General features: G+C 67.9%; 17 protein-coding genes and 1 tRNA gene. 9 read left to right on the plus strand and 9 right to left on the minus strand.

Annotated features, from left to right (window positions below):
- Positions 1-32 precede the first annotated feature (32 nt).
- The 7 genes from OWR29_RS26825 (at position 33) to OWR29_RS26855 (ending at position 9,301) form a co-directional block, all read left to right on the plus strand.
- Positions 33-1,007, plus strand: coding sequence for an amidohydrolase family protein (locus OWR29_RS26825; RefSeq protein ID WP_267566020.1), 975 nt, complete (start codon positions 33-35; stop codon positions 1,005-1,007).
- Positions 1,008-1,324: 317 nt separating this feature from the next.
- Positions 1,325-1,987 carry a TetR/AcrR family transcriptional regulator gene (locus tag OWR29_RS26830; RefSeq protein ID WP_267566021.1) on the plus strand — a complete coding sequence of 221 codons (663 nt, stop codon included), beginning with the start codon at positions 1,325-1,327 and terminating at the stop codon, positions 1,985-1,987.
- Positions 1,988-2,053: 66 nt separating this feature from the next.
- Positions 2,054-2,956 carry a GGDEF domain-containing protein gene (locus OWR29_RS26835; protein WP_267566022.1) on the plus strand — a complete coding sequence of 301 codons (903 nt, stop codon included), beginning with the start codon at positions 2,054-2,056 and terminating at the stop codon, positions 2,954-2,956.
- Between the two features lie 123 nt (positions 2,957-3,079).
- Complete coding sequence (locus OWR29_RS26840; protein ID WP_267566023.1) at positions 3,080-4,207, plus strand: amidohydrolase family protein; 1,128 nt, start codon at positions 3,080-3,082, stop codon at positions 4,205-4,207.
- 90 nt (positions 4,208-4,297) lie between these two features.
- On the plus strand, positions 4,298-6,973 hold the full coding sequence (locus tag OWR29_RS26845) for an MMPL family transporter (protein ID WP_267566024.1): 2,676 nt from the start codon (positions 4,298-4,300) through the stop codon (positions 6,971-6,973).
- Positions 6,970-9,201 carry a YhgE/Pip domain-containing protein gene (locus tag OWR29_RS26850; RefSeq protein ID WP_267566025.1) on the plus strand — a complete coding sequence of 744 codons (2,232 nt, stop codon included), beginning with the start codon at positions 6,970-6,972 and terminating at the stop codon, positions 9,199-9,201. The genes OWR29_RS26845 and OWR29_RS26850 overlap by 4 nt, the downstream gene beginning before the upstream one ends.
- A tRNA-OTHER gene (locus OWR29_RS26855) sits at positions 9,180-9,301 on the plus strand. The genes OWR29_RS26850 and OWR29_RS26855 overlap by 22 nt, the downstream gene beginning before the upstream one ends.
- On the opposite strand, the gene OWR29_RS26860 is transcribed toward OWR29_RS26855, so the two are convergent.
- The 5 genes from OWR29_RS26860 to OWR29_RS26880 form a co-directional block, all read right to left on the minus strand.
- Complete coding sequence (locus tag OWR29_RS26860) at positions 9,275-10,390, minus strand: site-specific integrase (RefSeq protein WP_267566026.1); 1,116 nt, start codon at positions 10,388-10,390, stop codon at positions 9,275-9,277. The genes OWR29_RS26855 and OWR29_RS26860 overlap by 27 nt on opposite strands.
- An 857-nt stretch (positions 10,391-11,247) precedes the next feature.
- A complete protein-coding gene (locus OWR29_RS26865) occupies positions 11,248-12,714 on the minus strand; it encodes a hypothetical protein (RefSeq protein ID WP_267566027.1) in 1,467 nt (488 codons plus the stop codon).
- Positions 12,715-12,845: 131 nt separating this feature from the next.
- On the minus strand, positions 12,846-13,265 hold the full coding sequence (locus OWR29_RS26870; protein ID WP_267566028.1) for an arsenate reductase ArsC: 420 nt from the start codon (positions 13,263-13,265) through the stop codon (positions 12,846-12,848).
- Positions 13,262-13,993 (minus strand): aquaporin, encoded by a 732-nt coding sequence (locus tag OWR29_RS26875; protein ID WP_267566029.1) that lies wholly within the window; start codon positions 13,991-13,993, stop codon positions 13,262-13,264. Before OWR29_RS26875 ends, OWR29_RS26870 begins: the two co-directional genes overlap by 4 nt.
- Positions 13,994-14,056: 63 nt before the next feature.
- Positions 14,057-14,542 (minus strand): arsenate-mycothiol transferase ArsC, encoded by a 486-nt coding sequence (locus OWR29_RS26880; RefSeq protein ID WP_267566030.1) that lies wholly within the window; start codon positions 14,540-14,542, stop codon positions 14,057-14,059.
- On the opposite strand from OWR29_RS26880, the gene OWR29_RS26885 reads away from it, so the two are divergent.
- Positions 14,497-15,774, plus strand: coding sequence for an MFS transporter (locus OWR29_RS26885; protein ID WP_267566031.1), 1,278 nt, complete (start codon positions 14,497-14,499; stop codon positions 15,772-15,774). The two genes, OWR29_RS26880 and OWR29_RS26885, sit on opposite strands and share 46 nt — an antisense overlap.
- A 46-nt stretch (positions 15,775-15,820) precedes the next feature.
- Here the strand turns inward: OWR29_RS26885 and OWR29_RS26890 are convergent, their stop codons facing one another.
- From OWR29_RS26890 to OWR29_RS26900, 3 genes are all read right to left on the minus strand, one after another.
- On the minus strand, positions 15,821-16,969 hold the full coding sequence (locus tag OWR29_RS26890; RefSeq protein WP_267566032.1) for a DUF4238 domain-containing protein: 1,149 nt from the start codon (positions 16,967-16,969) through the stop codon (positions 15,821-15,823).
- Between the two features lie 362 nt (positions 16,970-17,331).
- Entirely contained in the window at positions 17,332-18,747 is a 1,416-nt protein-coding gene (locus OWR29_RS26895; protein WP_267566033.1) for a tyrosine-type recombinase/integrase, read from the minus strand.
- Positions 18,748-18,871: 124 nt separating this feature from the next.
- Positions 18,872-20,026 carry a hypothetical protein gene (locus OWR29_RS26900; RefSeq protein WP_267566034.1) on the minus strand — a complete coding sequence of 385 codons (1,155 nt, stop codon included), beginning with the start codon at positions 20,024-20,026 and terminating at the stop codon, positions 18,872-18,874.
- Positions 20,027-20,411: 385 nt separating this feature from the next.
- Between OWR29_RS26900 and OWR29_RS26905 the strand changes: the two genes are divergently transcribed.
- A complete protein-coding gene (locus tag OWR29_RS26905) occupies positions 20,412-21,386 on the plus strand; it encodes a hypothetical protein (protein ID WP_267566035.1) in 975 nt (324 codons plus the stop codon).
- A gap of 80 nt (positions 21,387-21,466) precedes the next feature.
- On the opposite strand, the gene OWR29_RS26910 is transcribed toward OWR29_RS26905, so the two are convergent.
- The gene (locus OWR29_RS26910) at positions 21,467-24,031 is read right to left on the minus strand and encodes a 5'-methylthioadenosine/S-adenosylhomocysteine nucleosidase family protein (RefSeq protein ID WP_267566075.1); all 2,565 of its coding nucleotides are present in this window, start codon (positions 24,029-24,031) and stop codon (positions 21,467-21,469) included.
- Positions 24,032-24,226 lie beyond the last annotated feature (195 nt).

Below are 24,226 nucleotides of genomic sequence, written 5' to 3' on the forward strand. Positions count from 1 at the left end.
TGCAAGTACGCCGTTCGGACTGTGAGGCACTCATGTCCCATGCTGATCGCATCGATGTCCACCACCACGTGGTGCCGCCGCACTACGCGGCCTGGCTCAACGACAAGGGCATCCGCCCCGGTGGCGTCGCCGTGCCCGACTGGTCGCCGAAGGCCGCCCTCAACCTGATGGACGACACGCGGGTGCGTGCCGCCATCCTGTCGGTCTCCACGCCCGGAGTCTGGCTCGGCGACGCCATCGAGGCCGAGCGATGGGCGCGCGAGGTCAACGAGTACGGCGCCCAGGTCGCCGCCGACCACCCCGGCCGGTTCGGGTTCTTCGCCACGCTCACCCTGCCCGACGTGGGCACAGCCATCAAGACCGCCGACCACGCCTTCGACCACCTCGACGCCGACGGGGTGGTGCTGCTGGCCAACAACGAGGGCCGATACCTCGGCGACCCCGGCTTCGACCCACTGCTGCGCTACCTGAACGAACGCCGAGCGGTCGTCTTCATCCACCCCGGTGAGCTGCCCGCCGAACCGGTGCCGGGCATCCCGGCCTTCACCGCGGACTTCCTGCTCGACACCACCCGCACCGCGATCAGCCTGATCATGTCCGGTGCGCTGGACCGCTACCCCGGCATCCGGTTCATCCTGGCGCACGCGGGCGGGTTCGTGCCCTACATCGCCGACCGGATCCTGCTCACCATGCTGCGCGACGAATCGAAGCTGTCGCAGGCGCGGATGCTGCTCAACCGCGAGCGCGCCCGTGAGAAGCGCATCGACCTGATCCGGCGGTTCTACTTCGACGTCGCGCTCTCCTCTACCCGCGCGGCCCTGCCCTCGCTGCTCGCGGTCGCCGACCCCACTCACATTCTGTACGGCAGCGACTATCCCTTCGCGCCCGTCCCCGCGGTCAAGTACATGGCCAAGGAGTTCGAGAGCTACCCGTTCGACGGCGACTTGCGCACGCTCATCGACCACGGCAACGCGCGCCCACTGTTCCCCCGCTTCTTCACCGCCTGAGCACCGCCACGGGGCGAAGGTGACCAGGTCACCCTCGCCCCATGCGCGAGGTGCCAGTGGATCGCGTCGGCCCGGTTGCGGCGGCGCGGCACCAGAACGGCAGAGATCATGCTGCCGACCAGGACGGCCGTGGCCCAGGCTGCACCTGAGCGGAGACCCGGCGCAGGTGGGGTGACCGCCTGTCCCGACGGCGGCGTCCACGCCTGCATCCGGACGGGGCAAAATGGTCAGGGCCGTCGGCTCACCCTGGCGCAGGGGCCTCATCTGCCCGCTGCTGTGCGGATATGGCGGCTGTTCGTTACGGCGGAAGGACACCCATGACATCCGAGACCGCTTCCGCCCCGGTGGCGCGACGCCGCCGCGACGCCGAAGAGAACCGCGATCGGATCCTGCGTGTCGCGCGCACGCTGCTCTCCACCGAGCCCAACGCCAGCATGGATGACCTGGCTCAGGCCGCCGGCGTGGTCCGGCGCACGGTCTACGCCCACTTCCCCAACCGGGACGCCCTGATCGCCGGACTCGCCGACAAGGCCGCCGCCGACATGCTGGCCGCACTCGGCGAGCTGGACCGCTCAGCCCTCGATCCCGCGGTGGCGCTGGCTGATTTCACGCTCACCCTTTGGCTTGCTGGTGACGAGTATCGCCTGCTGATCGCGCTCGCCGAGAGCGAGGTCGGCGCGGCCGGCTTACGCGACCTGCTGGCCCCGATCAGCGCACAGGCGCTCGCCCTGCTCCAACGCGGACGCGAACAGGGCCGCTTCGCCGCCCACCTGCCGTTGCCCGTGCTCGGCGCCGCCCTGCAAGCCATGACCCTGGCACTGCTGCAAGCGGTCAACGACGATCTGTGGGTCGACGACGGCGCTCAGGCGGCGACCGCCATTCTCATCGCCTCGGGACTTCCGGCCGCCGAGGCCGATGCGGCGATCCGGCAGGCGCAACTACTGCCGGGCCCCCGATGCCACGCGCCGGACAAGGGCTGACCTGCTGAGGCTTGGCTTTCCCGCACACACGCCGATGAAACAGACATGAGGTCTTTGCGTGTGGCGGTGACCGGCGCCGCGGTCGAAGCCGCCCTGGCCGGCATGTGCGTAACGGTCCCGCTGTGGCTGGCCGGGCTGGGCCCCATGCTCGCCGAAGCCGGCGCGTCGGCCGCAGCGAAGGTGCTGACGCTGGCCGGGGTGATGGCATCGGCGGCATTCGTGGGAGCGGCCGCTCAAGTGCTCCGGACAATCCCCGCCGAGGGCGGACGAGCGGCAGGGCGCGAGCGGGAACCAGCCATCCGGGCGCGGCGGCTGGCCGCCGCTCTACTGATCATCCCAGTCGGTGCCGCGGTCGCCATCGGGTGTGGCCGGCCGCCGGACGTGATCATGCTCTGCGCCGGGCAGGTGATGATCACCATGGTCGCGCTGCTCCGCATCCGCCAACTCGATCGCCGTCAGGCGCAGCAGAAACGGGCGCTCGACCACCAGGCGCGCTTCGACGAACTGACCGGGCTGCCCAACCGCCGTGACGTCCTGGCGCGCCTCGACCACCTGCTCATGCCGGGCACCTCGACCGCGCCGGTGTCCGTGCTGTTCTGCGACCTCAACGGCTTCAAACCGATCAACGACGGGCTCGGCCACGAGGCAGGCGATCAGGTGCTGCGGGTCGTCGCCCACCGCCTGTCGGCCGCGACCCGGCACGGCGACGTCGTCGGCCGCATCGGCGGAGATGAGTTCCTGGTGATCTGCCCAGCCGCCGGCGCCATCGAGGGGATGCAGGTCGCTGACCGCATCGAAACGGAGGTCGGCGCACCGATCACCTGGGCCGGCGAACAGTTGCACATCGGCGTCGCGATGGGCATCGCGACCGCTGCGGCCGGCGATGAGCGGACCGCGGACCAGCTGATCGCCGAGGCCGACGAGGCGATGTACGTCCGCAAGCGCGCGATGAAGCAGCGGACAGGCTAGAACCACGCACGTTTATTTGCACACCGGTGAGCAAGAAGATAACCTGCACGTAGCTGTGCAGGTTGCATGTTCGGCGGCCGAGCGTCCGCGAGCACAGGCACTTCATGCTTCCCGGAGGCTTCCTTGACCCCTCGGTTCCCTTCCTTCCCGCTGGGCCGCCGCACTCTGCTCAAAGCCGGGTTGCCCACCGGCCTGGCAGCCGCCGGCGTGCTTACCGGCCCGGCCGCCGGCGCGGCGACAGTGAACACCTCCTCGCCGTATCGGGTGGATGTGCACTGCCATCACATCCCCGACTTCTACCGCGCGGCGCTGACCAGTCACGGTGTGCTGACCGCCGGCGGAGTCCCGATCCCGGCCTGGAGCCCGACGCTGGCCGTGAACTTCATGGACAGGTACGGCATCCAGACCCAGGTCGTCTCCATCTCCGAACCCGGCGTGACGTTCCTGAACAGCGCCGCCGATCGCCGCGACCTGGCCGCCGAGATCAACGACTACACCAGCAAGACCCTCGTACACACCACGGACACCGTGACCGCCAAACGGTTCGGCGGGTTCGCGGTTCTACCGCTGGGTGACCTCGGCCCCACCGACATCCGCAACGCCGGCCGCGAAGCCCGACGGGCCATCACCGAGCTCAAACTCGACGGCATCGGCATCTTCAGCAACTACGAAGGCGTCTACCTCGGCGACCCGCGCCTCGATCTGCTGATGGCCGTGCTCAACGACCTGGGCGCCATGGTCTTCGTGCACCCGGTGACGCCGGTGCAGTACCCGGACCTGAAACTGCCGACCTTCCTGTACGAGTTCCCGTTCGACACCACCCGCGCCGCCGTCAACATGCTCTACCGGCGGGTCTACACGCGCTTCCCGAAGATCCGGTGGCTGCTGGCGCACGCCGGTGGCGCCCTGCCCTACCTGTCGTACCGCACCAGCATGCTGACGCTGTACCCGGTGATCGCGCAGAACCTCGGGATCACCGCGTTCGACGACGCGAACGTGCAGTACGCCAAGCTGTTCTACGACACGGCGCTGTCGCCGGTGGCCGCCGCCATGAAGTCGGTGCGAGAGGTCACCCCCGACTCGCACATCCTGTTCGCCACCGACTGGCCGTTCTCCTCGGCTGTCTTCGCCGTGCCGGGAGACCCGGCGCCGCAGCTGAGTGACACCTTCACCGCCGCGCAGCGGCTGCAGGTCGAGCGCACCAACGCCCTGGCCCAGTTCCCGCTGCTCGCTGCCCGCCTGGCCGGCTGACACCCCGATACCGCCCGGCCCCTCCTGTGTCCCTCGGCGGGGCCGGGCATCCCCTCGCGCGTTTCCGCGTACCCCTTGGAGAGGAAGTTCGTGTCCTCGACCCTGTACCGCGCCGCGGCCGCCGTCGTACGGCACCGTCGGCGCACCATCACCGTCTGGTTCCTCGCGATCCTGCTGCTGGCCGGCGCCGGCGCGTCGATCTCAGCAGGCACCGACGACGAGTTCACCATTCCCGGTTCCTCGTCACAGGACGCCCTGGACATCCTCTCCCGGATCTTCCCTCAGGTCAGCGGCTCGTCGGCGCAGATCGTCCTGACCGTTCCACCCGGCACGGACCTGCACGGGCAGGCGATCCGCGACGCCGTCGGCGACGCGGTCGACGCCGCGAAGAAGACCGACCAGGTCATCGAGGTCGTCTCGCCCTACGACGGGACCGTCAAAGGCGCCATTGCCGCCGACGGCGCCGCGGCGATCATCACCGTCCAGCTCGACGAACCCTTCACCGGTGTCCAGGCGGTCACCAAACAGCAGCTCACCGCCATCGGCGCGACCCTGCAGGACCACGCCGGAACGGGCGCACGCGTGGTGGTCGGCGGGGACGCCTACGCCAACCGAGTGCCCAAACCCAGCGCCACCGAAGGGCTGGGCCTGGTGGTGGCGCTGATGGTCCTGCTGATCACCTTCGGGTCGCTGATCGCCGCCGGCATCCCGCTGCTGACCGCGGTGCTGGGCGTGGGCCTGTCAGTCGCGCTGCTCTACGGCGCCACCGCGATACTCGACATCCCCTCCACCGCGGTCAGCCTGGCCCTGATGCTCGGCCTGGCCGTCGGCATCGACTACGCGCTGTTCATCCCGTCGCGCCACCGCAGTCAGCTCCACGACGGGCTGACCGTGGACGAGTCGATCGCCCGGGCGGTCGCCACCGCCGGCTCGGCGGTGCTGTTCGCCGGCCTCACCGTGATCATCGCCCTAGTCGGGCTGGTGGTGGCCGGTATCCCGTTCCTCACCACGATGGGCCTGTCCGCGGCGGCGGCGGTCGCGGTGGCCGTCCTGATCGCCATCACCCTGATCCCGGCGCTGCTCGCCTCCGCCGGCGAGCGCCTGCGCCCCAAGCCCCGCCGCCCAGGGCGAGTCCGGCTGCCGAGGGTCTCCGCCGACGGGGTCTTCCGCCGGTGGGTGACGCTGGCGACCCGCCGTCCGGTGATCACCATCGTGGTGATTGTTCTCGGTCTCGGCGCGGCCACTCTGCCCGCCGGAGAGCTGCGGCTCGCGCTGCCCGACAACGCCAGCGAGGAACACGGCAGCGCCGCCCGCGAGACGTACGAGACGATCAGCGAGCACTTCGGGCCTGGCTACAACGGCCCGCTGCTGGTCACCGCCAACATCATCTCCAGCACCGACCCCGTCGGCGTGATGGACCGGCTCGGTGCGGAGATCGGCGCGCTGCCCGGCGTCGCACTGGTTCCGCTTGCCACCCCCGACCCCAAGGGCCAGGTCGGCATCGTCCAGGTCGTCCCCGACAGCGCCCCCGACTCGCAGGCCACCACCGACCTGGTCAACCGGCTGCGCGACCTTGAACACCACTTCTACGACGAGTATCGGGTGCACACCGCGGTCACCGGCATCACCGCCGTCGGCATCGACGTCTCCGCCCGGCTCGGCGGTGCCCTGCTGCCCTTCGGCCTGCTCGTGGTCGGACTCTCCCTGGTCCTGCTGACCATGGTGTTCCGGTCGGTCGCCGTACCGATCAAGGCAACCGCCGGCTACCTGCTCTCGGTGGGCACCGCCTTCGGGGCGACCGCACTGGTCTTTCAGCGCGGCTGGTTCGCCGACGCGCTCACCGTGGCGCACACCGGCAGCGTGATCAGCTTCCTGCCGATCATCCTGATGGGCGTCCTGTTCGGACTCGCCATGGACTACGAGGTCTTCCTCGTCTCCCGCATCCGTGAGGAGTACGTCCACACCGGCGACGCCCGGCACGCCATCGACGCCGGCTTCCGCGGCTCCGCACCCGTTGTCGTCGCCGCCGCCGTCATCATGTTCGGCGTCTTCGCCTCCTTCGTGCCCGAAGGCAACGCCACCCTCAAGCCCATCGCGTTCAGCCTGGCCGTCGGCGTCTTCGTCGACGCGTTCCTGGTCCGGATGACCTTGGTCCCAGCGGTGCTCGCGCTGCTCGGTGACCGGGCCTGGTGGCTACCGAAGAGCTGGGACCGGGCCATGCCGTCTTTCGACGTCGAAGGCGAAGGCATCACCCACGAGCTGGCCCTGGCCGACTGGCCCGAACCGGGCAGCACCGACGTGATCGCCACCGACGACTTCACTCTCACCCCGGCGCCGTTCGCACCCCAGCACCTGCGCATCAGGCCGGGCGAGATCGTCGAAGTGATCGGCGACCCGGCCGCGACCAGCCCCTTCCTGCTGGCCCTCGGCGGACGTGTCACCGACATCCAGGGCACGGTCAAGACCCTCGGCGACGTGCTCCCGCAGCGTGCTTCCGCCGTACGCACCAAGACGCGGTTGATGCGATGTGCGCACCTCCCCGATCCCGGCCCGGCCATCGTCGAGACCGCGCGGCAAGCGCCACCACTGCTGTTGATCGACGGTCTCGACCTGGTACTCGCCAGGCACGAGCGAGACGCCGTGCACCGCGAACTCCAGACGGCCACCGCGAAGGGAACGACCGTCATCGTCACCCGCCACGAGCACGATCCCGGCCTGCCCGCCACCCAGATCATCACGCTGACCGCCACGGAGGTGTACGCATGACATCGGCCCTGCGCCGGCTGTCCCGTCCGGCAATCCTGCTGATCCCCGTGCTGGTCGCCACCTCACTACTCGCCGCGTTCGACAGCCCCGCCGACCACCTGAGCACCGTCAGGGCCGCCGTGGTCAACAACGACGAGCCGGTCGAGATCGACGGCAAGACCGTCCCCCTTGGCCGCGAACTCGCCGGCCGCCTGGTCAACCACACCGGCGACAACTACACCTGGGTCCTGACCGACCCTGACGACGCCACCGCCGGCCTCAAGACCGGCGAATACGCCGTCGCCGTCACCATCCCGCAATACTTCTCCCGGGCCGCGACCTCCACCGCCGGCGACGACCCGAACACTGCCACCCAGGCCCGCATCGACGTCACCGCATCCCGCACCACCAACGCCGTCGACCCGATCATCACCAAAACCCTGACCGACGCCGCCGTAGACGCGCTCAACCGCACCGTCGTCGAGACCTACCTCGACAACATCTACCTCGGCTTCAACACCATGCACGAACAACTCGGCGACGCCGCCGACGGCGCCGGAAAACTGTCCGACGGCGCCGGCCAGCTCGCCGACGGCAGCAACCAACTCGTCGTCGGCCTCGGCCGGCTCGCCGACGGCAGCACCGACCTGGCCACCGGCCTCGACCAGCTCGACACCGGCAGCCAGAACCTCGCCGACGGCATCGGCCGGCTCAACGACGGCGCCACCGAACTGGCCACCCGGACCCGGCAACTCAGCAACGGCGCCGCCACCCTCGCCACCGGCACCACCTCACTGACCACCGGCACCCGCCAGGTCGCCGACGGCGCCGACACCCTCGCTACCGGACTCGACACCCTCGACAAAAGCGTCACCGACCTACCCGCACAGACCCACCAGCTCGCTGGCGGCGCCCAGCAGGTGGCCGACGGCAACCAGGAACTGGCCGACACCGTCGTCCCGCTCGCCGACAAGGCCATCGACGGCATCGACGCCCTGCCCGACCTGACCGCCGAGGCCGAACGCGCCGAGGACCTCGCCGCGCAGTGCGAAACCCCCGCATCCCTGTGCCAGCAGCTACAGGCCATCGCCGAACAACTCGTCGCCGACGCCCAGCAAGCCGAGACGGCCAAATCCGATGTCCGTGGCCAGGTCGTCGCCGTCAAGACCAACATCACCGACCTCGCCGACGGCGCCCAGCAGGTCGCCGACGGCACCGCCGAGCTCGCCGAGCAAACCCCCCAACTAGTGTCCGCCATCGGCCAAGCCGCCACCGGGGCAGACCAGCTCGCCAACGGCGCCGACCAGGCCGCCACCGGAGCCGCTCAAGTCGACACCGGCGCCCATCGACTCGCCAGCGGGGCAGAGCAACTCGCCGCCGGAGCCGGCCGACTCGCGACCGGCGCGGACGACGCGGCCGACGGCGCCGATCAACTGGCCGCCGGCACGGCCGAGGCCGCCGACGGCGCCGACGACCTCACCAGCGGCGCCCGCCAGGCCGATTCCGCCGGACAGCAACTCGCCGACGGCTCCGACCGACTCGCCGACGGCGCCGGTGAACTGGTCAGCTCCCTCGACGACGGCCGCGACCAGGTCCCCACCTACACCGCCGCCGATCGCGACCACCTCAAGACCGTCGCCGCCACCCCCGTCACGGCCGACCTGCACGACTTCGGTGACCTCGGCGGACTGAGCGCCGCAGCGATCATCGTGATCGCCCTCTGGATCGGCGCCATGCTCATCCTCCTGATCACCCCGGCCACCCGGCACGACCCGCTGACCTGGCACGGACCGATTTGGCAACTCGCGATCCGCAACGCCCGCCAGCCCGCACTGCTCGCCCTGGCTCAAGCACTTCTGGTCACCGGAGCCGCCGAGGCGTTCCTCACCCGCGGTGCCATCGACCTGCTGGCCCTGCTGACCGTCGACATTCTGGTGAGCGTCACCTTCGTGATGATCAACCAGGCCCTCGTCGTAGCCTTCGGCAACCGGGGCCGGATCGTGGCCACCATCGTGCCGGCGGTCGTGCTCGCCACTGCGGCCGTCGCCGGCATCCCCGGCTGGCTAACTACCCTCGACAACCTGTTGCCCGGTTATGGGCCGGTTCTGGCCATCCGCGCCATCACCGCCGACGCCGGTCTCGGACCGACCGGCATCGCCTACACACTGCTGTGGCTCGGCCTCGGCGCGGCCGGATACCTGTTGGCCATCAGCCGTCGCCGAACGTCGCGGGTGCTGGTGTGGTCATGACCGGCCGCTACCACCAAGGCAACCTGCGGCACGCCCAGCTCTTCTGATTGCGGCGCTGCTACGGATCAGAAGGTTAGGGGTTCGAGTCCCTTCGGGCGCACAGATTTGGAAGGGCCTGAGCTGCGGAAACGCAGTTCGGGCCTTTTCTGTTGTCCGTCGCATTCGGACGATGGGTGTCACGTGGGTGCGACTTGGGTGTCACACCGGAAACGGCGTTTTCGTCCCGTGACCGACCCGTGACCTGGGCGTTTACGGACGGCTTCCGCTTCGCTGGGGCGGGAGCACCTGTTTGCAGTTTCGCCGGTGCTGACGTGCTGGGTTTGGGGCCGCGGTCGGGCCGGTTCTTCCGGGCTTTGGTTTTGATCTTCTTGCGGGTGCGGCGGGCGGCGTTCAGCACGAGCTGGGCGGTGGCGTCGGCGCAGCGGCGCTGGATCTGCGGCAGGACGCTGGTGTAGGTGTCGGCGGTGACCACGATGCTGGAGTGCCCGAGCAGGTCCTGCAGGGTCTTCAGGTCGGCGCCGGCCTCATGAGCGAGGGAGGCGGCGCCGTGCCGCAGGTCGTGCAGCCTCACCGGCGGCAAGCCTGCGCGGCGGACGAGGATGGCGAACCGGGTGGTGGCGTAGTTCGGGTTGATCGGCAGCCCATCGGAGCGGGTGAACACATACCCGCTGTCGAGCCACGGTTTCCCGTTCTCGGCCGCTTCCGCTTTGCGGTCCTGCTCGTGGCGGCGGTGCACCCGCAGGATTTGCACGCTGCGTTTGTCCAAGGCGACGGCCCGCCGGCCGGCGGCGGTTTTCGGGTCGCCTTCGACCACTTGGTAGCCGGCGGTGGTGCGATTCCGTTCGATGGTCAGGGTGGCGCGGTCGAGGTCGATGTCGATGTCGGCCCAGCGCAGCCCGCACAGCTCACCACGGCGAAGACCGCGGAGCCCGGCGAGCCACCAGAGGGCGAGCATCGGGTCGTCGTTGACGGAGCCGAGGAACGCGGCGAGTTGGTCGGCGGTCCAGACTGCCACGCTCGGGTGGGCGCCGGTCTGTTTCCAGGATTCGATCCGTGCTTCGGTCCAGACCTTGGCGTGGGGTTGGCGATAGCCGGTGATCTCGATGTGCCGGGCCGGGTTGCACTCGAGCACGCCTTCTTTAACGGCCAGGTTGAGCGCGGCGCGCAGGGTGGTCCGCAGGTGGTTCATCGCTGACGGGGACTGCGGTCGGCCTTTGCTGTTGCAGGTGTCGCCGATGGCGGCGAAGGCTGTCCGCAGCAGCTGGGCGTCGAGGTCGGCGAGCCGGTAGTGACCGAGGTGGGGGATCAGGACGGTGTCGACGTCGCGGGTGTAGTGGAACCGGGTCGTTGGCCGGATGTGGGTGCGGGAGTCGAGCCAGTGTCGTAGCCACCGCTCGACCGTCCATCCCTGCGCGGTCCGGCTGGCGGTGCTGGCAGCCACGAACTCGTCGCGGGCCTGCCGGGCGGCCGCTTGTGACGGGAAGCCGCCGCGGCGGGCGCGCTCTTGGCGGCCGAGCAGGTTGGTCGCCGAGCAGTGGAAGTACCAGGTGCCGTGGCCTCGGTCGGTGAGGCGCCGGCAGTGTTGTTCGAGCCGTTTTCCGTTGGTATCGCGGCAGCCGCATCGTTTGAAGATCACACCTGGGCTCGACATGTGGCACCGCCCTCGCTGGTCACCGGCTTGGGTTTACGGTGAGCCGGCACGTTGGCAAAGGGCAGTCACTCGGCCGGGTGATCGTCTGGCCGTCCGGTCCCGAATCCTTCGGTGGCGGGTTCGGTCAAGGCGTCGACACCGCGACCGAGCGTGGCAGTGTCCACGCGACGGGGACGCAGAGTCCGTGCATGAGCACACTGTCGGCATGCCGGGGTGCGGTTCGCAGGTCGTAGGTTCCAGGGCAGTCCGGTACGGCGCATATGGGCGGTAGGCGGTGGCCGCCGGGACCATCTCCATCCGCACGGCCGTACCGTCGTCCCACTTCACCCGATCGTGTCCACGGCGCCAGGACATCGGCCGGATCGGTGAGCGGCTCATGGTCGCGGGCAATGGGGTCACAGTCCGAGGAGTGCTCGGATGCAGGCGCGTTGTGAAGCGCTGAACATGTCGGCGACGGTGCCCGCTCCTTCCTGCGGTGGCAGTAGGTCGGCCGGGGTGAGACGCACGTTGGCCAGTTGTTCGACCGGGGTTTCGCGCATGGCGCTGTTGAGCAGTTCGCACATCGGCGGTAGCAGCCGATCCAGCAGGATCCCGGGGTCGGCGTGGAACTCGTTGGCGCGTACCACCTCGATGCCCCAGTCCGCCGGGTCGCCCAGCGCGGTGACTGCCGCCATCAGTTCGGCCTGCTTGGCGCGAGGCAGTCCCATGAGGGCTCGCCGCGGCTTGCCGCCGCCGTCGTGGACACCAAGGCCTTGCAGGGCGATGCCGTGGATGGAGTTGCGCAAATGCTGCACGACCGTCAGTGCGTGACGAAGCGGCGTATCGGGCGCCACGAGCCCGCCGAGGTTTGCCGGTAGCTTCGCGGCCCAGCCTGGGTTCTGCCAGCCGGCGTACCGGTCCGACCCACCGACATTCAGGACGCGGTGTGCGACTACGGCGGTGAGGTCGAGGGTGGCCACGAGCATCATCAGCGCATTCTCGAAGGCGTGGATGGCTTCGCTGCCGGACCGGCCGCGAGGACGCAGTTGGTTGAGCTCGCGGTGGATGTCGTCACGGCTCTTGAGGACCTGGGTCAGACGCTCGGGTGTAGACAGCGCGAGATAGAGCAGGCTGTCGTCCTGGGCGCTTTGCACGTGCTGGGAACAGGCCGTTACCCATCGCCAGGCCTCGGGGAGAAGCTCGCGGGCGGCGACCCAGAAGAACATTTCCCGGCCGAGGTCGACGGTGTCCCAGCCGCCGGGGTCGGACCAGATCCGGTGGTCGTTCTGGCTGCGTAGATAGAGCCCCAGCACTGCGAGCCCACCGCGCACGTCGCACGTCGTGAGTCCGCGGGCGGTGAAGGTGCGGTGCAGCAGGTGGGATCGGTCAGTGATGAACAGATCCGGCTTGATCGTGTGAGCGGTGGCCATGGCGGCGGCATCGCTTCGGCGCTGTCGCTGCGCTTCATCGGGGGGAAGGTTCGTGTACGCGGGAGTGACGGTGTTGCCGATCCAGTCCGTCAGGCTCGAGTCGTATCCGGTGAAGACCAGATGGTCGCCGTCGGAATACCAGAAGTTGCTGCCGTCGGCAGGCGGTACTGACGGGGTGACCCATCCGATCGCCTTCGGTGTGCCGTGGGGAACGTCGACAGTTGCCGCGTCAACCGGTGGCCCGTCATCGCTGTAGCGGACCACCTTAAGGTGGGGATGGCCCAGCAGTCCCTGCAGGAGCCGCTCCCGCGACCAGGGATCTTGGTCGCCGCCGTCGAGCACCCGGGCATCGACTACAACCCGCAGATGCCGCAGCGGAGGCCTCGACTCGAAAGGAGAGCGGGGAATCCGGTCGGGGTCGGCGGGCCAACCTCCCCGCAGGTTCGAGGTCATGCCGTTGAAGTCGAGTCGGGGGATCACCGGGCACCTGGTCTCAGACAACAGTAGTCATCGGGCGACCCATGATGACAGCGAGCAGGTCGTCGCAGCTCAGCATTTTTGTGACGGACCAGCAGAGGTCACACTCACGTGAACGACTTGCCTGCCGGAATGAGGTCGGCCAGCAGCGCCTCGATGCGGGATTTGATCTGGTCGCGGATCGGGCGGACAGCTTCGACGCCCTGGCCGGCGGGGTCGTCGAGTTTCCAGTCCTCGTAGCGTTTGCCGGGGAAGATCGGGCAGGCGTCGCCGCAGCCCATGGTGATGATGACGTCGGAGTCCTGCGCGGTCTCGTACTCGAGCAGTTTCGGTGTCTGATCGGTGATGTCGATGCCGACCTCACGCATGACTTCGACGGCGGCGGGGTTGATGGTGTCGGCCGGGGCGGAGCCGGCGGAGCGAACCTCCACAGCGTCGCCGGCGAGGTGTCGCAGCCAGCCGGCGGCCATCTGGGAGCGGCCGGCGTTGTGGACGCAGACGAACAGGACGCTGGGCTTGCCGGTCATGAGGGGAGCCTTTCGGTGGGGACGACGATGTCGTCGGCGGCTTGTCCGATGTTCGGGTAGAGGGCGAGCAGCAGGCCGACTCCGATGAGCAGGCCGGCGAGCTGGGCGATGACGAATCCGGGGACGGAGGCGGGCGCGATGCCGGCGAAGGTGTCGGTGAAGGCCCGGCCGATGGTGACGGCCGGGTTGGCGAAGCTGGTGCTGCTGGTGAACCAGTACGCGGCGCCGATGTAGGCGCCCACGGCGGCCGGGGCGAGGGCGGCGCGGCCGGATCGGGCGAGCGCGAAGATCAGCAGGAGCAGCCCGGCGGTGGCGACGATCTCGCCCAGCCACAGGTGCCCGGCCGTGCGGTCCTTGCCGGAGAAGGTGACCGGCGCGAGGTCAAACATCAGGTTGGCCAGCACCGATCCGGCGATCGCTCCTGCGGTCTGGGCCGCCACGTAGCCGGCGAGGTCGGCGCCGGACAGCCCGCTTTTGGTGCGGCGGCCGAGGAACCAGTCGGCTGCGGACACGACCGGGTTGAAGTGGGCGCCGGAGACCGGCCCGAACGTCAGGATCAGGGCGCCGAGCGCGAACGCCGTGGCGACCGAGTTCTGCAGCAGTTGCAGGCCGACGTCATCGGGCGACAGGGTGGTGGCCATGATGCCGGAGCCGACGACGGCGGTGACCAGCAACGCTGCGCCGGTGAACTCGGCCAGCAGGCGCCGCCAGGCAGCGATGGTGTGCATGGATACGAAACTCCGGTCTCTGCGCGGTCGGGAGCGGTCGAGCGCGTGTGTGGCGCGGAATGCTCAGTTCTGGGTGGGAACGTGGGTCACGGCTGGGGCGACGCGGTCGATGCGCTGGGCCAGCTCGGTGTAGGCGGCTTCGAACGCTGCGTCGGTGTCGACCCGGACGGGGTCGGGCACGGACCAGTGCAGCTGGGGCCGCACGGGACCTGAGAGGTCTTCGTGGGCGTTGTCGCAGACGGCGATGACCAGATCGCCGTCGTGCACGACATCGGCGACATCAGCGGTGCCGGTGGGGTCGAGCCGCAAGCCGTGCCGGTGGGCGATCTTGATGGCGCGGGGATGAACCCGGGCGGCCGGTTTGGTGCCGGCCGAGGCGACGGTGCCGCCGACGCGGTCGCGCCACAGGGCCGCGGCCAGTTGGGAGCGGGCGGAGTTGTGGGTGCAGACGAATACGACGCGTTCGGCGGTCTGCAGCTGACCCGGTGGAAACGTCTCGCACGGTGGCCGCCGAACCGAGTGTCGGCGGCCACCGGCTCGACGGCTCACGCGCCCCCGCGATCGTCGCCGCGCTCGCGGTCACCCAGACCGTCGGCTACGGCACCCTCTACTACGCCTTCGCCGTCTTCCTCGTCCCGCTCGCCGCCGACCTGAACGCCTCCACCACCGCGATCACTGGCAGCTTCACCGCCAACGTCCTCGCCTCCGCCGCCCTGGCCATTCCCATTGGTCGCTGGCTCGACCGCCACGGCGGCCGTGCCCTGATGACCGCCGGGTCTGTCGGCGGCGCCGTCATGCTGGTCGCCTGGTCGCAGGTCGACAGCCTCTGGCAGCTCTACGCCGTCCAGCTCGGCATCGGCCTCGCCTCAGCCGCCTGCCTCTACGAAGCCGTCTTCGTCGTCATCATCGCCTGGCACAGCGCCCAACGACGCTCGACGGCCCTGCTCGCCCTGACCGTGGTCGCCGGCTTCGCCAGCACCATCTTCCTGCCGCTGACCGGCTGGCTGGTCGAACATCACGGCTGGCGCACCACCCTGCTCATCCTCGCCACCATCCAAGCCGTCCTCACGATCCCGCTGCACGCGATGGTCATTCGCGCGGCCCCCTCCGCACACCACGCACAGCCGGACGCCACGGCCCACCGCCAGCCCGAACGACTCAAAGCCGTCCTCACCGACCGCGGATTCTGGCTGCTGACCGTCAGCTTCACCGCCCACACCGCCGCCATCGCCGCCGCAGGCGTCCTGCTCGTCGCCGCCCTGATCAACTGGGGACACTCAGCGGCCTTCGCCGCCACCACGGCCGGCCTGTTCGGCGTCCTGTCGGTCACCGGCCGCCTGGTCACCACCGGCCTGCAACGCCGTTACCGCACCACCTCCGTAGTCGCTACCATCTTCATGCTGCAAGGCGTCTCCGCGGCCGCCCTCGCCATCGTCGGCCGCGACGCTGTCGCCGCCGTCATCGCCGTCATCGGTTTCGGGCTGGGCTTCGGCGTCGGCAGCATCGCCAAACCCTTCCTGCTGGCCGAGCGCTACGACACCCGCCGCTACGCCACCATCGCCGGCATCCTCGTGGTCCCCATGACCATCGCCAAAGCCACCGCACCACTGGCCGCCGCAGCACTACACACGATCAACGATGGGTACGGCGCGGTCTTTCTCGCTGTCGCCGGAGCCTGCGCGATAGCCAGCACCGCCCTCGCCTCGGTTCCGTCCACCACGCGCGATCGGACCACCCGCAGGTCGAAGGAACTCCGGGACACCGAACGCGGGAGCGAGTGACAGCAGCTTGAGGACCACGGGGCCAGCGGCGTAGGCGCGGGCTCTCCTATTGCCAACTCCGGCCCAGTAGCTCTGGTCGGCGCGGATTCGGTGCTTTGTCGAGGTCCTGGGAGAACTTGGTTCCGCCGTCACATGCCTGCACGAGCGGGCCGGGCGGCGGAAACTCGAGTGACCGAAACGTTGGATGATCAGGGTGTGCAGCCACCCAACCGTAGGCCTGGTCGATCAGACGAGCGTTCACATCGTTTGCGTACGTCATTGCCTCTGCCCCGTTCAGGCTGACAGTCAAAGGGCCGGCCATCCCGCGCGGCCCGAGAACGAGCAGCGTCCGGGGGCTCAATGGCAACGCGACCTCAACGGCGGTGCCAGCTGTGGGCCGCGTTGGATAGACGTGCACGATGTCTGCGTTGCGCAAGCGGTTCCGGCTCGGCCTGCGCGCTGCCTTCCTGCGCTGCTTCTGCGTTTTGAAGCATGATGCCGCGTGCTTGATATGGCTTGAGCCGTCGGTGACCAGGACGACGGGTTCGTCGCAGGTGATGAACAGGGGTTGGTCGAGCGTCACGAGGAGAGCTGGCCGGTCGAAGAACAACTCACTGAGCCGGGGGACCATCTTGGTCATCTGCTCGAGGTGAAGGTTGGGCTCGGGCACCACCCGAACTTGGTCAATGCCATGCAGGTGTGGGTGCTGAGTCTTCGCCATGAAGTCGCCGAGCAGCTCCACCATGCGCCGGTGCTGAGGCGTCCGCTGCAGCTGGAACGCCAGGAAAAAGCCGAGGTGCATTGACTCCTGAGGGGCGAGTGGCCGAGGAGAATGGAACGGGCTCAGCATCCGATCGAACAGATCTTTGGCGCCGTCTTCGATGACGCCGAGGATCCGTTCAAGCCGGCCGTCCTTCTCCCCGTCGATGTTGATGAACGTGTAGAAGTCCTTGATGACCCCGGTCTTCGTCGTAGGGCTCATCCGACCGTCGCCGGTGACCCGGTCTCGCACCCACAACTGGCCGTTCTTGGCGAACCGCTCAAGGTAGAAGCGAGGGACGGTGTGGTGGCGGCTGCCCACCATCGTTTCCGGCGAGGTCAACCTCCACCACTCTTGTGCGTCGTGCTCAATCTCGGGGTACGCCGCGGCCAGATGATCGAGCCAAGTAGGAGGCAGCTCATCGTCTGTCTGCCACCATCGTGAATTGCTAGTCATACGCCCTGCCTCAAGCTGGCTCATGGCACGGCTACTGCATCGTGCCAGCGCGCCTTATCGTTCCGCTGACTTTCGACGCGTGCAATCGGGTTCTGCCGAGCACGCTGGATCCTTCGTGTTCTGGCCGCATTGAGAGCACTCTTAACGGAGAGTGACGGCCTTGGGTGGGTGATCGGTGGGTGATCGGATGTTGGCGACCGTTCCAGTACTACCGCGGCCTACGGATCAGAAGGTTAGGGGTTCGAGTCCCTTCGGGCGCACCGAATAAAGAAGGGCCTGAGCTGCGGAGACGCGGTTCGGGCCTTTCGTGTTTCCAGCCCTTTGTGGAGGTTGGGTGGCGTGTGGGTGGCACATGGGTGTCGTCACTTTCCGCGACGATACGGGTGTTTACGGGCTCGTGACCTGCGACGTCGGCTCTTCTGACCGGGCTTATCCGCTGGGGTGGTTTGTTTTTCGGCGCGCCCCGTCGGCCGGTTCTTCGCCGCTTTCTGTTTGATCCGTTGGCGTGTGTGGCGGTCGGCGGCCAGCACCAGGGCGGCGGTGGCGTCGGCGCAGCGGCGTTGCGCGTCGGGCAGGACGCTGGTGTAGGTGTCGGCGGTGACCACGATGCTGGAGTGCCCGAGCAGGTCCTGCAGGGTCTTGAGGTCGGCGCCGGCCTCGTGGGCGAGCGACGCGGCGCCGTGCCGCAGGTCGTGTAGCCGCACCGGGGGCAGCCCGGCCCGGTCGGTGAGTTTGCGGAACCGGGTGGTGGCGTAGTTCGGGTTGATCGGCTGGCCGTCCTTGCGAGTGAATACATATCCGGAGTCGTTCCACTGGGCTTTAGTGGCGTGCCGGCGGTCGCGGCGCTGGAGTTGCCGGCGGCGGTGCTCGCGCAGGATCGCCACGGTGTGTTTGTCCAGGGCGACGGCCCGCCGGCCGGCGGCGGTCTTCGGGTCGCCCTCGACGACCTCGTGGCCGGCGGTGGTGCGCTGCCGCTCGACGAACAGCAGCCCGCGGTCGAGGTCGACGGCCGCCCAGCGCAGGCCGCAGAGCTCGCCGCGGCGGAGCCCGCGCAGGGCGGCGAGCCACCAGAACGCGAACAGCGAGTCCTCGACCACCCCGCCCAGGAAGGTGGAGAGCTGCTGGGCGGTCCACACCGCGACCGGCGGGTGCTCGCCGGTCAGCTTCCACTGCTCGACCCGCCCGTCGGTCCAGACCTGGGCGTGCGGTTTGCGGTAGCCCGCGATCTCGATGTGCCGGGCCGGGTTGGACTCGATCAGTTCTTCCCGCACGGCGAGGTTCAACGCTGCCCGCAGGGTGGTGCGTAGGTGGTTGAGCGCTGACGCAGACTGGGGAAGGCCCTTGGCGTTGACGGTCTGGGCGATTTCCGCGAACACGACCCGCAGCAGTGACCCGTCGAGCTCGCTGAGCCGGTAGGTGCCGAGGCGGGGAATGAGGACCAGCTCCACGTCGCGGGCGTAGGCCAGCCGGGTGGTCGGCCGGATCCCGGTCCGGGTGTCGAGCCAGTGCCGCAGCCACCGTTCCACGGTCCAGCCGTCACCGCTACGGCGGGCGCCGGTGTCGGCCAGGCAGGCTTCCCGGGCGTGTCGGGCGGCGGCCTGCGATGCGAACCCGCCGCGGCGGATCCGCTCGGAGCGGCCGAACAGATTCGGCGCCGAGCATTGGAAGTACCAGGAGCCGTGCCCCCGCTCGGGTAGATGGGGACAAATCTGCTCGAGGCGTTTGCCCTCCTGGTTACGGCATCCGCATCGCTTGAAGGTCCTGCTCGTGCTGGCCATCGCTGTCCTCCGCCGTCGCGCTCGTCAATCGAGCATGACGCCTGCGGCTCTCTTGAAGGGTTCACCCGGGAGAGGTACACGGGATTTGCCAGCCGGGATGGCGTCGGTATCCGACGCGTCACGCTCAAGGCGTCAGATCGATGTTCCAGAGTTTGCCGTCGTTGCGCTGCCAGAGGCTTTGCGCAGCGTGGTCGTACCCGTGTCCCAACCCAAGGACAAGCCGAAGCATCCCAGCGGCCGGATCGTCCGACGAACGCCGAAGCTCGATGACTTGAAAGGCGGTCACGCTGTCACCGTTAAGGGATTTCAGCCTCTTCACTGCCTTGGCGCGATTCGCCTCCAGATCCGCTGAGTTCGCTGGGATCGGCGCGAACAGCCACGGCTCGATGTGCGGACGGAAGGCTCTGTGTACCGCCGGCAGGACGTCGAGAACCAAGTTATCGAGGTCCTTCCCCTGCGCCGGAGGGATGACGACCAGCGTGACCTTCAGCGGCACAAGCATGAACTCCCACCGCAGCCACCGGCGGTGGTACTCGGTAAGAGCCGTCTCCACCCGCGCTTTGAACGTCTCCCGCTCAGCACCGGTTTGCGGCAATGGCGGCAAGGAGATCGAAAACGGAGACCGCAGGACGTTGCCCCAGTGAGTCGCAGCGTGCTGGTCCTTGACCTCCTCAAGCTCACGAGCGTTCGCCGAAGCTGGACTCTGTGTCGATGACCGCGTAGCGATCTTGCGCGTGCCGATCGACAGAGCGAGGTCTACGAGCCGGTCCATAGAGATCAAAGCTGACTTTTGTGCGTTCTCCGCGTTCCGGAAGGCACCCCACCTGGCGAAGAAGTCGTTGATACGGTTTTGAACCGTATCCTCACTTGGCGGAGGAAGGTGGGTGTCCCACTCCTCAAACTGTTCGACTTCGGAGTAGTCGTCCTCATCCATCAGTTCGTCGAGCGCGAAGTCACCGACGTCACGACGGGATCGCAGATCCCGCATCACCCGGATATCTTCAAGCGCGTCGCGTAGGGGCTGGGCGAAGACGCGTAAGCCTGCCCTGGGCTCGTAGCCTGGACTGTCCGGGCCCGGCCAGTCTTGGCGGAGGGTGACGTGCAGCAGCTTGATCTGCCGATCATCGCGGTAGAGGCAGGGCTCGTGACGAAGCCTCGGATCGTTCCGGCGCTGTGTCTCGCCCAAGACGTCGAGAGTCCACTTCGTCATGTGATGGATCGCCGCCGGTGTTTTCCGGGCAGAGCAGAACTCCAAGTCGAGAGCGACGTACCCGGTCATTGCCCTCTGCTTCATGCGGCGAAGCTGATCGGCTATCTGGCGGCGATACGACGACTCCGTCGCTGTGCCGCGGCGACCCTTCTGCTCAGGTTCGCCTTCGAGGTCCAGCCGCCGGGCACGTCTTCGGCGCCGCAGAACCTGGTAGGGCCACGCCTCAGGCGAAGACCAGAACCCGGGCCTGGAGGCATACCTAGCCATTCGATGAAGGTACCTCTGTCGACCGTAGGCACCACCTGCGTTACTGGTCAGCGAGCGTCGGCGTATCGACCTGTTCGCCCCTCGGGCTCGTTCGCCATCTCGCTATCAGCAAGATACGCCACGGCTGACAGCCAGGGTCCAAACCAGTTCGACAGCATGTCGTACGGCACGCCGGTATGGTCCACCCGTGGCGAATATGGGCAATGACTACGTGCTGACGCTTGTCCAGCGTGCCCTGGACGAGATCGACGATCGGCCGATCGATGTCTCGGCCCGGCGGGCGGCCAGGATTGCCTCGTTATTGGGCGAGACCGAGTTCGCTGTCTATCTCGGCATGGAGCTCAAGTCGACCGGCGGCCACCCGCCTGCCAATGCGGAGGACACGAGGCGTTTGATGGAAGACCCATCATTGTGGGGTGATCCGGACGGGCCGGCCGAGGGAGCCATGACCCGCTACCTGGCCTCGCGAACGATCCCGTCAGGCCCTCAGAAGGGGATGATGGCTGCTCACAGCCTGGGCAACGTGGAAAGTCTCATTCACATGTTCCCAGAAGAGGTACCGAACTACGACGCGGCGTTCAGTAGGCAACTCATGCGAGATGTCAAGGAAAGGGTGAAGCACTCCGTTTTTGTTGCCCTGTGCGCGTGGGAACGGCAACTGACCTACGCCAACGTCAACGAGCGCATCTTTGAGCGCTTCCGCTCTCAAGTCGATTCCATGCTGGCGCAGGGCGCTCCGGTTCTGCTTGATCAGTTTTCTGCCGTGTACCGGCGACTGCGAGCAGCAACCAACGACCCCGCCGCGCCGGTTGCCGAGGAGCTCTCACAGGCGATCACCACGTGTCGGCGCATCCTTAAGGCGGTCGCCGACCACGTGCTTCCTGGCGTCCCGGGTGCTAAAACGGACGCAGGAAATGCACTCAACGATGCCGCGTATCGCAACCGTGTGTACGAGTACGTGAAGACTCACACTTCGAGCGACACCACAGCCGAGACGGTAAACGCAGCGTTGGGAGGCTTGATCGAACGATTTAACGCGATTGACAAGCTCGCTAACAAAGGTGTGCACGCCGAGGTTGGTGTGCCGGAAGCCGAGCTCTGCGCCATTCACACATATCTGGTTGCCGGTGAGCTGCTTGCCCTCGGTGAAGAAGCCCGGTAAGGCTGAACCGTCATGGCGACGCGCGTTGCCTTGACGGGAGACCGTCCGTCGCTGCCTGAGGGTGTGGTTCAGACTTTCCGCTACGGCAGGTATCGATTCTCGATGCTTAAACCGCGGAGTAAGGCTCCGGCCAGTTGGCCGGTGATGGCGTCCGGCGTGGTGAGCAGCTCAGCGGTTTGCGCAGTGAGGATCCGTTCGTAGGTGTCGTCGTCGTACGGCGGCATCGTGTCCTCATCGCCGTTCTCCAAGTGGTCGTAGGCAATTGCACCTCGAATGCCGGTGAGGCGTAGGCCGATGCCCCATGGGCCGTCGTAGCCTGCGTAGCGATGCGCGAGGTCACCGGCTAGCCGCAGCGCGCCGTCCACCAGGCCGATCACCAAGGCTGGCAGGATCACCCGGTGCATGTCGGGCACAGTTGTGTCCCCGAGCCGCCGCCACCTTGGTGGTGCCATCGCGCTCGCACGGCCGCAGATCACCCCGATCTGACCGTTCTCCGCGACCTTCACGGCCAGCAGCGAGTCCTCCCGGACCGAGCCGTCCTCGCGCACCCCGCTTTCGCTGACCATGCCGCTGCTGCGGCGCCGCCACACCCCTCTACCGAGATCAGGCGAGAACGACGATCCACCGCGTGCGGCGATCGCGCGCTGGATGGCAGTGTCCAGCTCACCGGTCGCGGACATGCTGCTGACCTCGGCGAGCGCGTCCACGGCTGTACCCGCCGGGTGAACTATGAGGAAAAGACGGCCGTTCTGCCGTTCGGCGGTGTCGGGCGTGGGATCGGTGGCGGCGAGATTATCCAGCAGCGACCTGATCTCCGCCGCAGTGGGCGGGGCGACGCGCACCGGCGCGTGGCCGGCACCGCTGAGGGGGGCCGGCAAGGGCGGAGGCTCGGCGGAGTCGATCACGTCGGGCGCTGCGGCCTCGCCGATCACCAGCTCGGCGAGCAGGGCGAACATCACCTGCGCCGAGGCGCGGGCGGCGAACTGCTTGTAACGGTCGTCCTTCTTGGTGTCTGCGTGATCCATGACGCCCTTGGCGACCAGCCAGGGCAGGCGTCGATCGTGGGCGATGGTCGCGATCGTTGCGCCTTCCATCTCGATCGCGGTGATCTTCCGGACACCCATCGCCTTCAAATCAGCCCATTGCTTAGGGTCGGAGATGACCGAGCTGCCGCTGGCCATGGGGGCGGCCATGACTCGGAACGGTAGTTGCTGCGGGCCGTCGATGTCCTCATAGAGCCGCTGCAGTACACGATCGGACCCGGCGGTGGTCAGTGTTGGCCTGCCTGCCGTGTCACGCACGATGTAGCCGTCGTTCTCGAGACGGTCCAGGCGCGGCTTCCAGGTCCCGCTAGGAAAGTAGCGTTTGAGCGCGGGATGGTTGCGTGGCTGCTGCTCCCTGTACAGCTGCTCCAGAACCCACAGCAATGCCTCGTCCTCGGTGGCTTCGCCGTAGCTGGGTAAACCGGTGGGGTCGAACTCCTGCGCAGCACGCAACCACCGGACATCCATCGATAGTTGGCGGTGATCGCCTTGGAAGCCCGATGGTGAGCGTTTGCCTTCATCCCACTCGAAGACCGGCTCGCCGACTACGACGTCGCCTAGGGCCGTTTCCTCAGGACTACCGGCGCATACCCCGGACATGGCCAGCGCCAGCGGGCGTAGCCGGTCGGCGATCGTGGCGGCGAACGTGCCCGTCACGCGGCCGCCCATCTGGGTCGGCCTGGCCAGTGCCACGGTGAACCGGGTTTCACCAGCGACGCGATACTCGCCCCACAGGTACGGCCATCCGTCCTGGCTTCGCTGCTCCCACCGGGCTACGCCAGGACCGTCTGGGTCGACGGCTAGAGCGACGTCGCGAGCCGTTTCGAATTCCTCCAGCAGGGCCGCGATGACCAGCACATCGACGCCGTTCCCGGTTCGTCTGGATTGGTCAGCGCTGTCGGCGTGCGTCTCACGATCTGCCGGAGGGGCAAGGCCAAACCCTGGAGCGATCACGCCACCTGATCCCTGTATCGCCGGTGCTGCCTGCGCCGGGCTGGGGACTGCCGGTCGGGGGTCGGGCTCCCAGAACTTCGCACGCAGCTCCCAGTAGGTGTCCAGATTCTCGACCCGTCGGAAACGGCGGACGTCCCGGCCGATAGTGGCCTGCCAGGAGGGGGAGCCGATACCCCCGAAGCCAGTGGATCCCCACTGCTCCGTTACAAGGAGCGCACCTAGTCGATTCAGCAGATACCGGTCCTGCGCCGATGTGAGGCCGAGAAGCTCTGCTGCGTCGGTTGAGGTAAGGACCGGCCGTAGATGAGGGTTATCGGCTGGCGGGTCGAAATCGCGCTCCAGTTTGACCGCGTGGCGCACGACATCAAGGAACAGGTCAAGCTCGCGCTGTGCCCTCTCTGTCGCTGCGGCGCCGGCGACCGTCAGCCCGATTCGGGTATCGGTACCGATGAACACGTTGGTCCCGTGGGCGACGCCGTAGAGCAGGCCAGACGGCACCCGCGGGAGCAACTGTGCCGCGTCGAGCTCGTGCTCTCGGTTAAGCCGCTGATCGAGCGCGTGGAACGTGGGCCAGCGGCCCTCGCGTACCAGGAAGTCCCAGATCACCGTCAGGGCGAGCTGCTGGTCCTTGTTGACCGGCTCGGGCATCGTCACGATGCGATTGTCCGCCAACGCGAACTCCGCCGAACGGCCAGGTCCGGGCTCGTCATCTACCCAGCTCTCAGCCACTTCGAGGCGGCACCCAAAAGAGGCATTCCGCAACAACACCACTCCGCGCCCACATGAGCCCCCCGCCAGCAACGAGCTCGATCTACTTCTTCGCGCACGCGGAGTCACCGGCGG

The organism is Paractinoplanes pyxinae, from assembly GCF_026626335.1.
GTDB lineage: Bacteria > Actinomycetota > Actinomycetes > Mycobacteriales > Micromonosporaceae > Actinoplanes > Actinoplanes pyxinae.

What these genes read in the sequence shown, in the direction of transcription:
- OWR29_RS26870 (WP_267566028.1), bottom strand. Translation starts at nt 13,265, where the DNA reads ATGACCGGCAAGCCCAGCGTCCTGTTCGTCTGCGTCCACAACGCCGGC.
- OWR29_RS26825 (WP_267566020.1), top strand. Translation starts at nt 33, where the DNA reads ATGTCCCATGCTGATCGCATCGATGTCCACCACCACGTGGTGCCGCCG.
- OWR29_RS26900 (WP_267566034.1), bottom strand. Translation starts at nt 20,026, where the DNA reads ATGACCGGGTACGTCGCTCTCGACTTGGAGTTCTGCTCTGCCCGGAAA.
- OWR29_RS26860 (WP_267566026.1), bottom strand. Translation starts at nt 10,390, where the DNA reads ATGAACCACCTGCGGACCACCCTGCGCGCCGCGCTCAACCTGGCCGTT.
- OWR29_RS26890 (WP_267566032.1), bottom strand. Translation starts at nt 16,969, where the DNA reads ATGACTAGCAATTCACGATGGTGGCAGACAGACGATGAGCTGCCTCCT.
- OWR29_RS26830 (WP_267566021.1), top strand. Translation starts at nt 1,325, where the DNA reads ATGACATCCGAGACCGCTTCCGCCCCGGTGGCGCGACGCCGCCGCGAC.
- OWR29_RS26875 (WP_267566029.1), bottom strand. Translation starts at nt 13,993, where the DNA reads ATGCACACCATCGCTGCCTGGCGGCGCCTGCTGGCCGAGTTCACCGGC.
- OWR29_RS26850 (WP_267566025.1), top strand. Translation starts at nt 6,970, where the DNA reads ATGACATCGGCCCTGCGCCGGCTGTCCCGTCCGGCAATCCTGCTGATC.
- OWR29_RS26910 (WP_267566075.1), bottom strand. Translation starts at nt 24,031, where the DNA reads ATGCCCGAGCCGGTCAACAAGGACCAGCAGCTCGCCCTGACGGTGATC.
- OWR29_RS26865 (WP_267566027.1), bottom strand. Translation starts at nt 12,714, where the DNA reads ATGACCTCGAACCTGCGGGGAGGTTGGCCCGCCGACCCCGACCGGATT.
- OWR29_RS26895 (WP_267566033.1), bottom strand. Translation starts at nt 18,747, where the DNA reads ATGGCCAGCACGAGCAGGACCTTCAAGCGATGCGGATGCCGTAACCAG.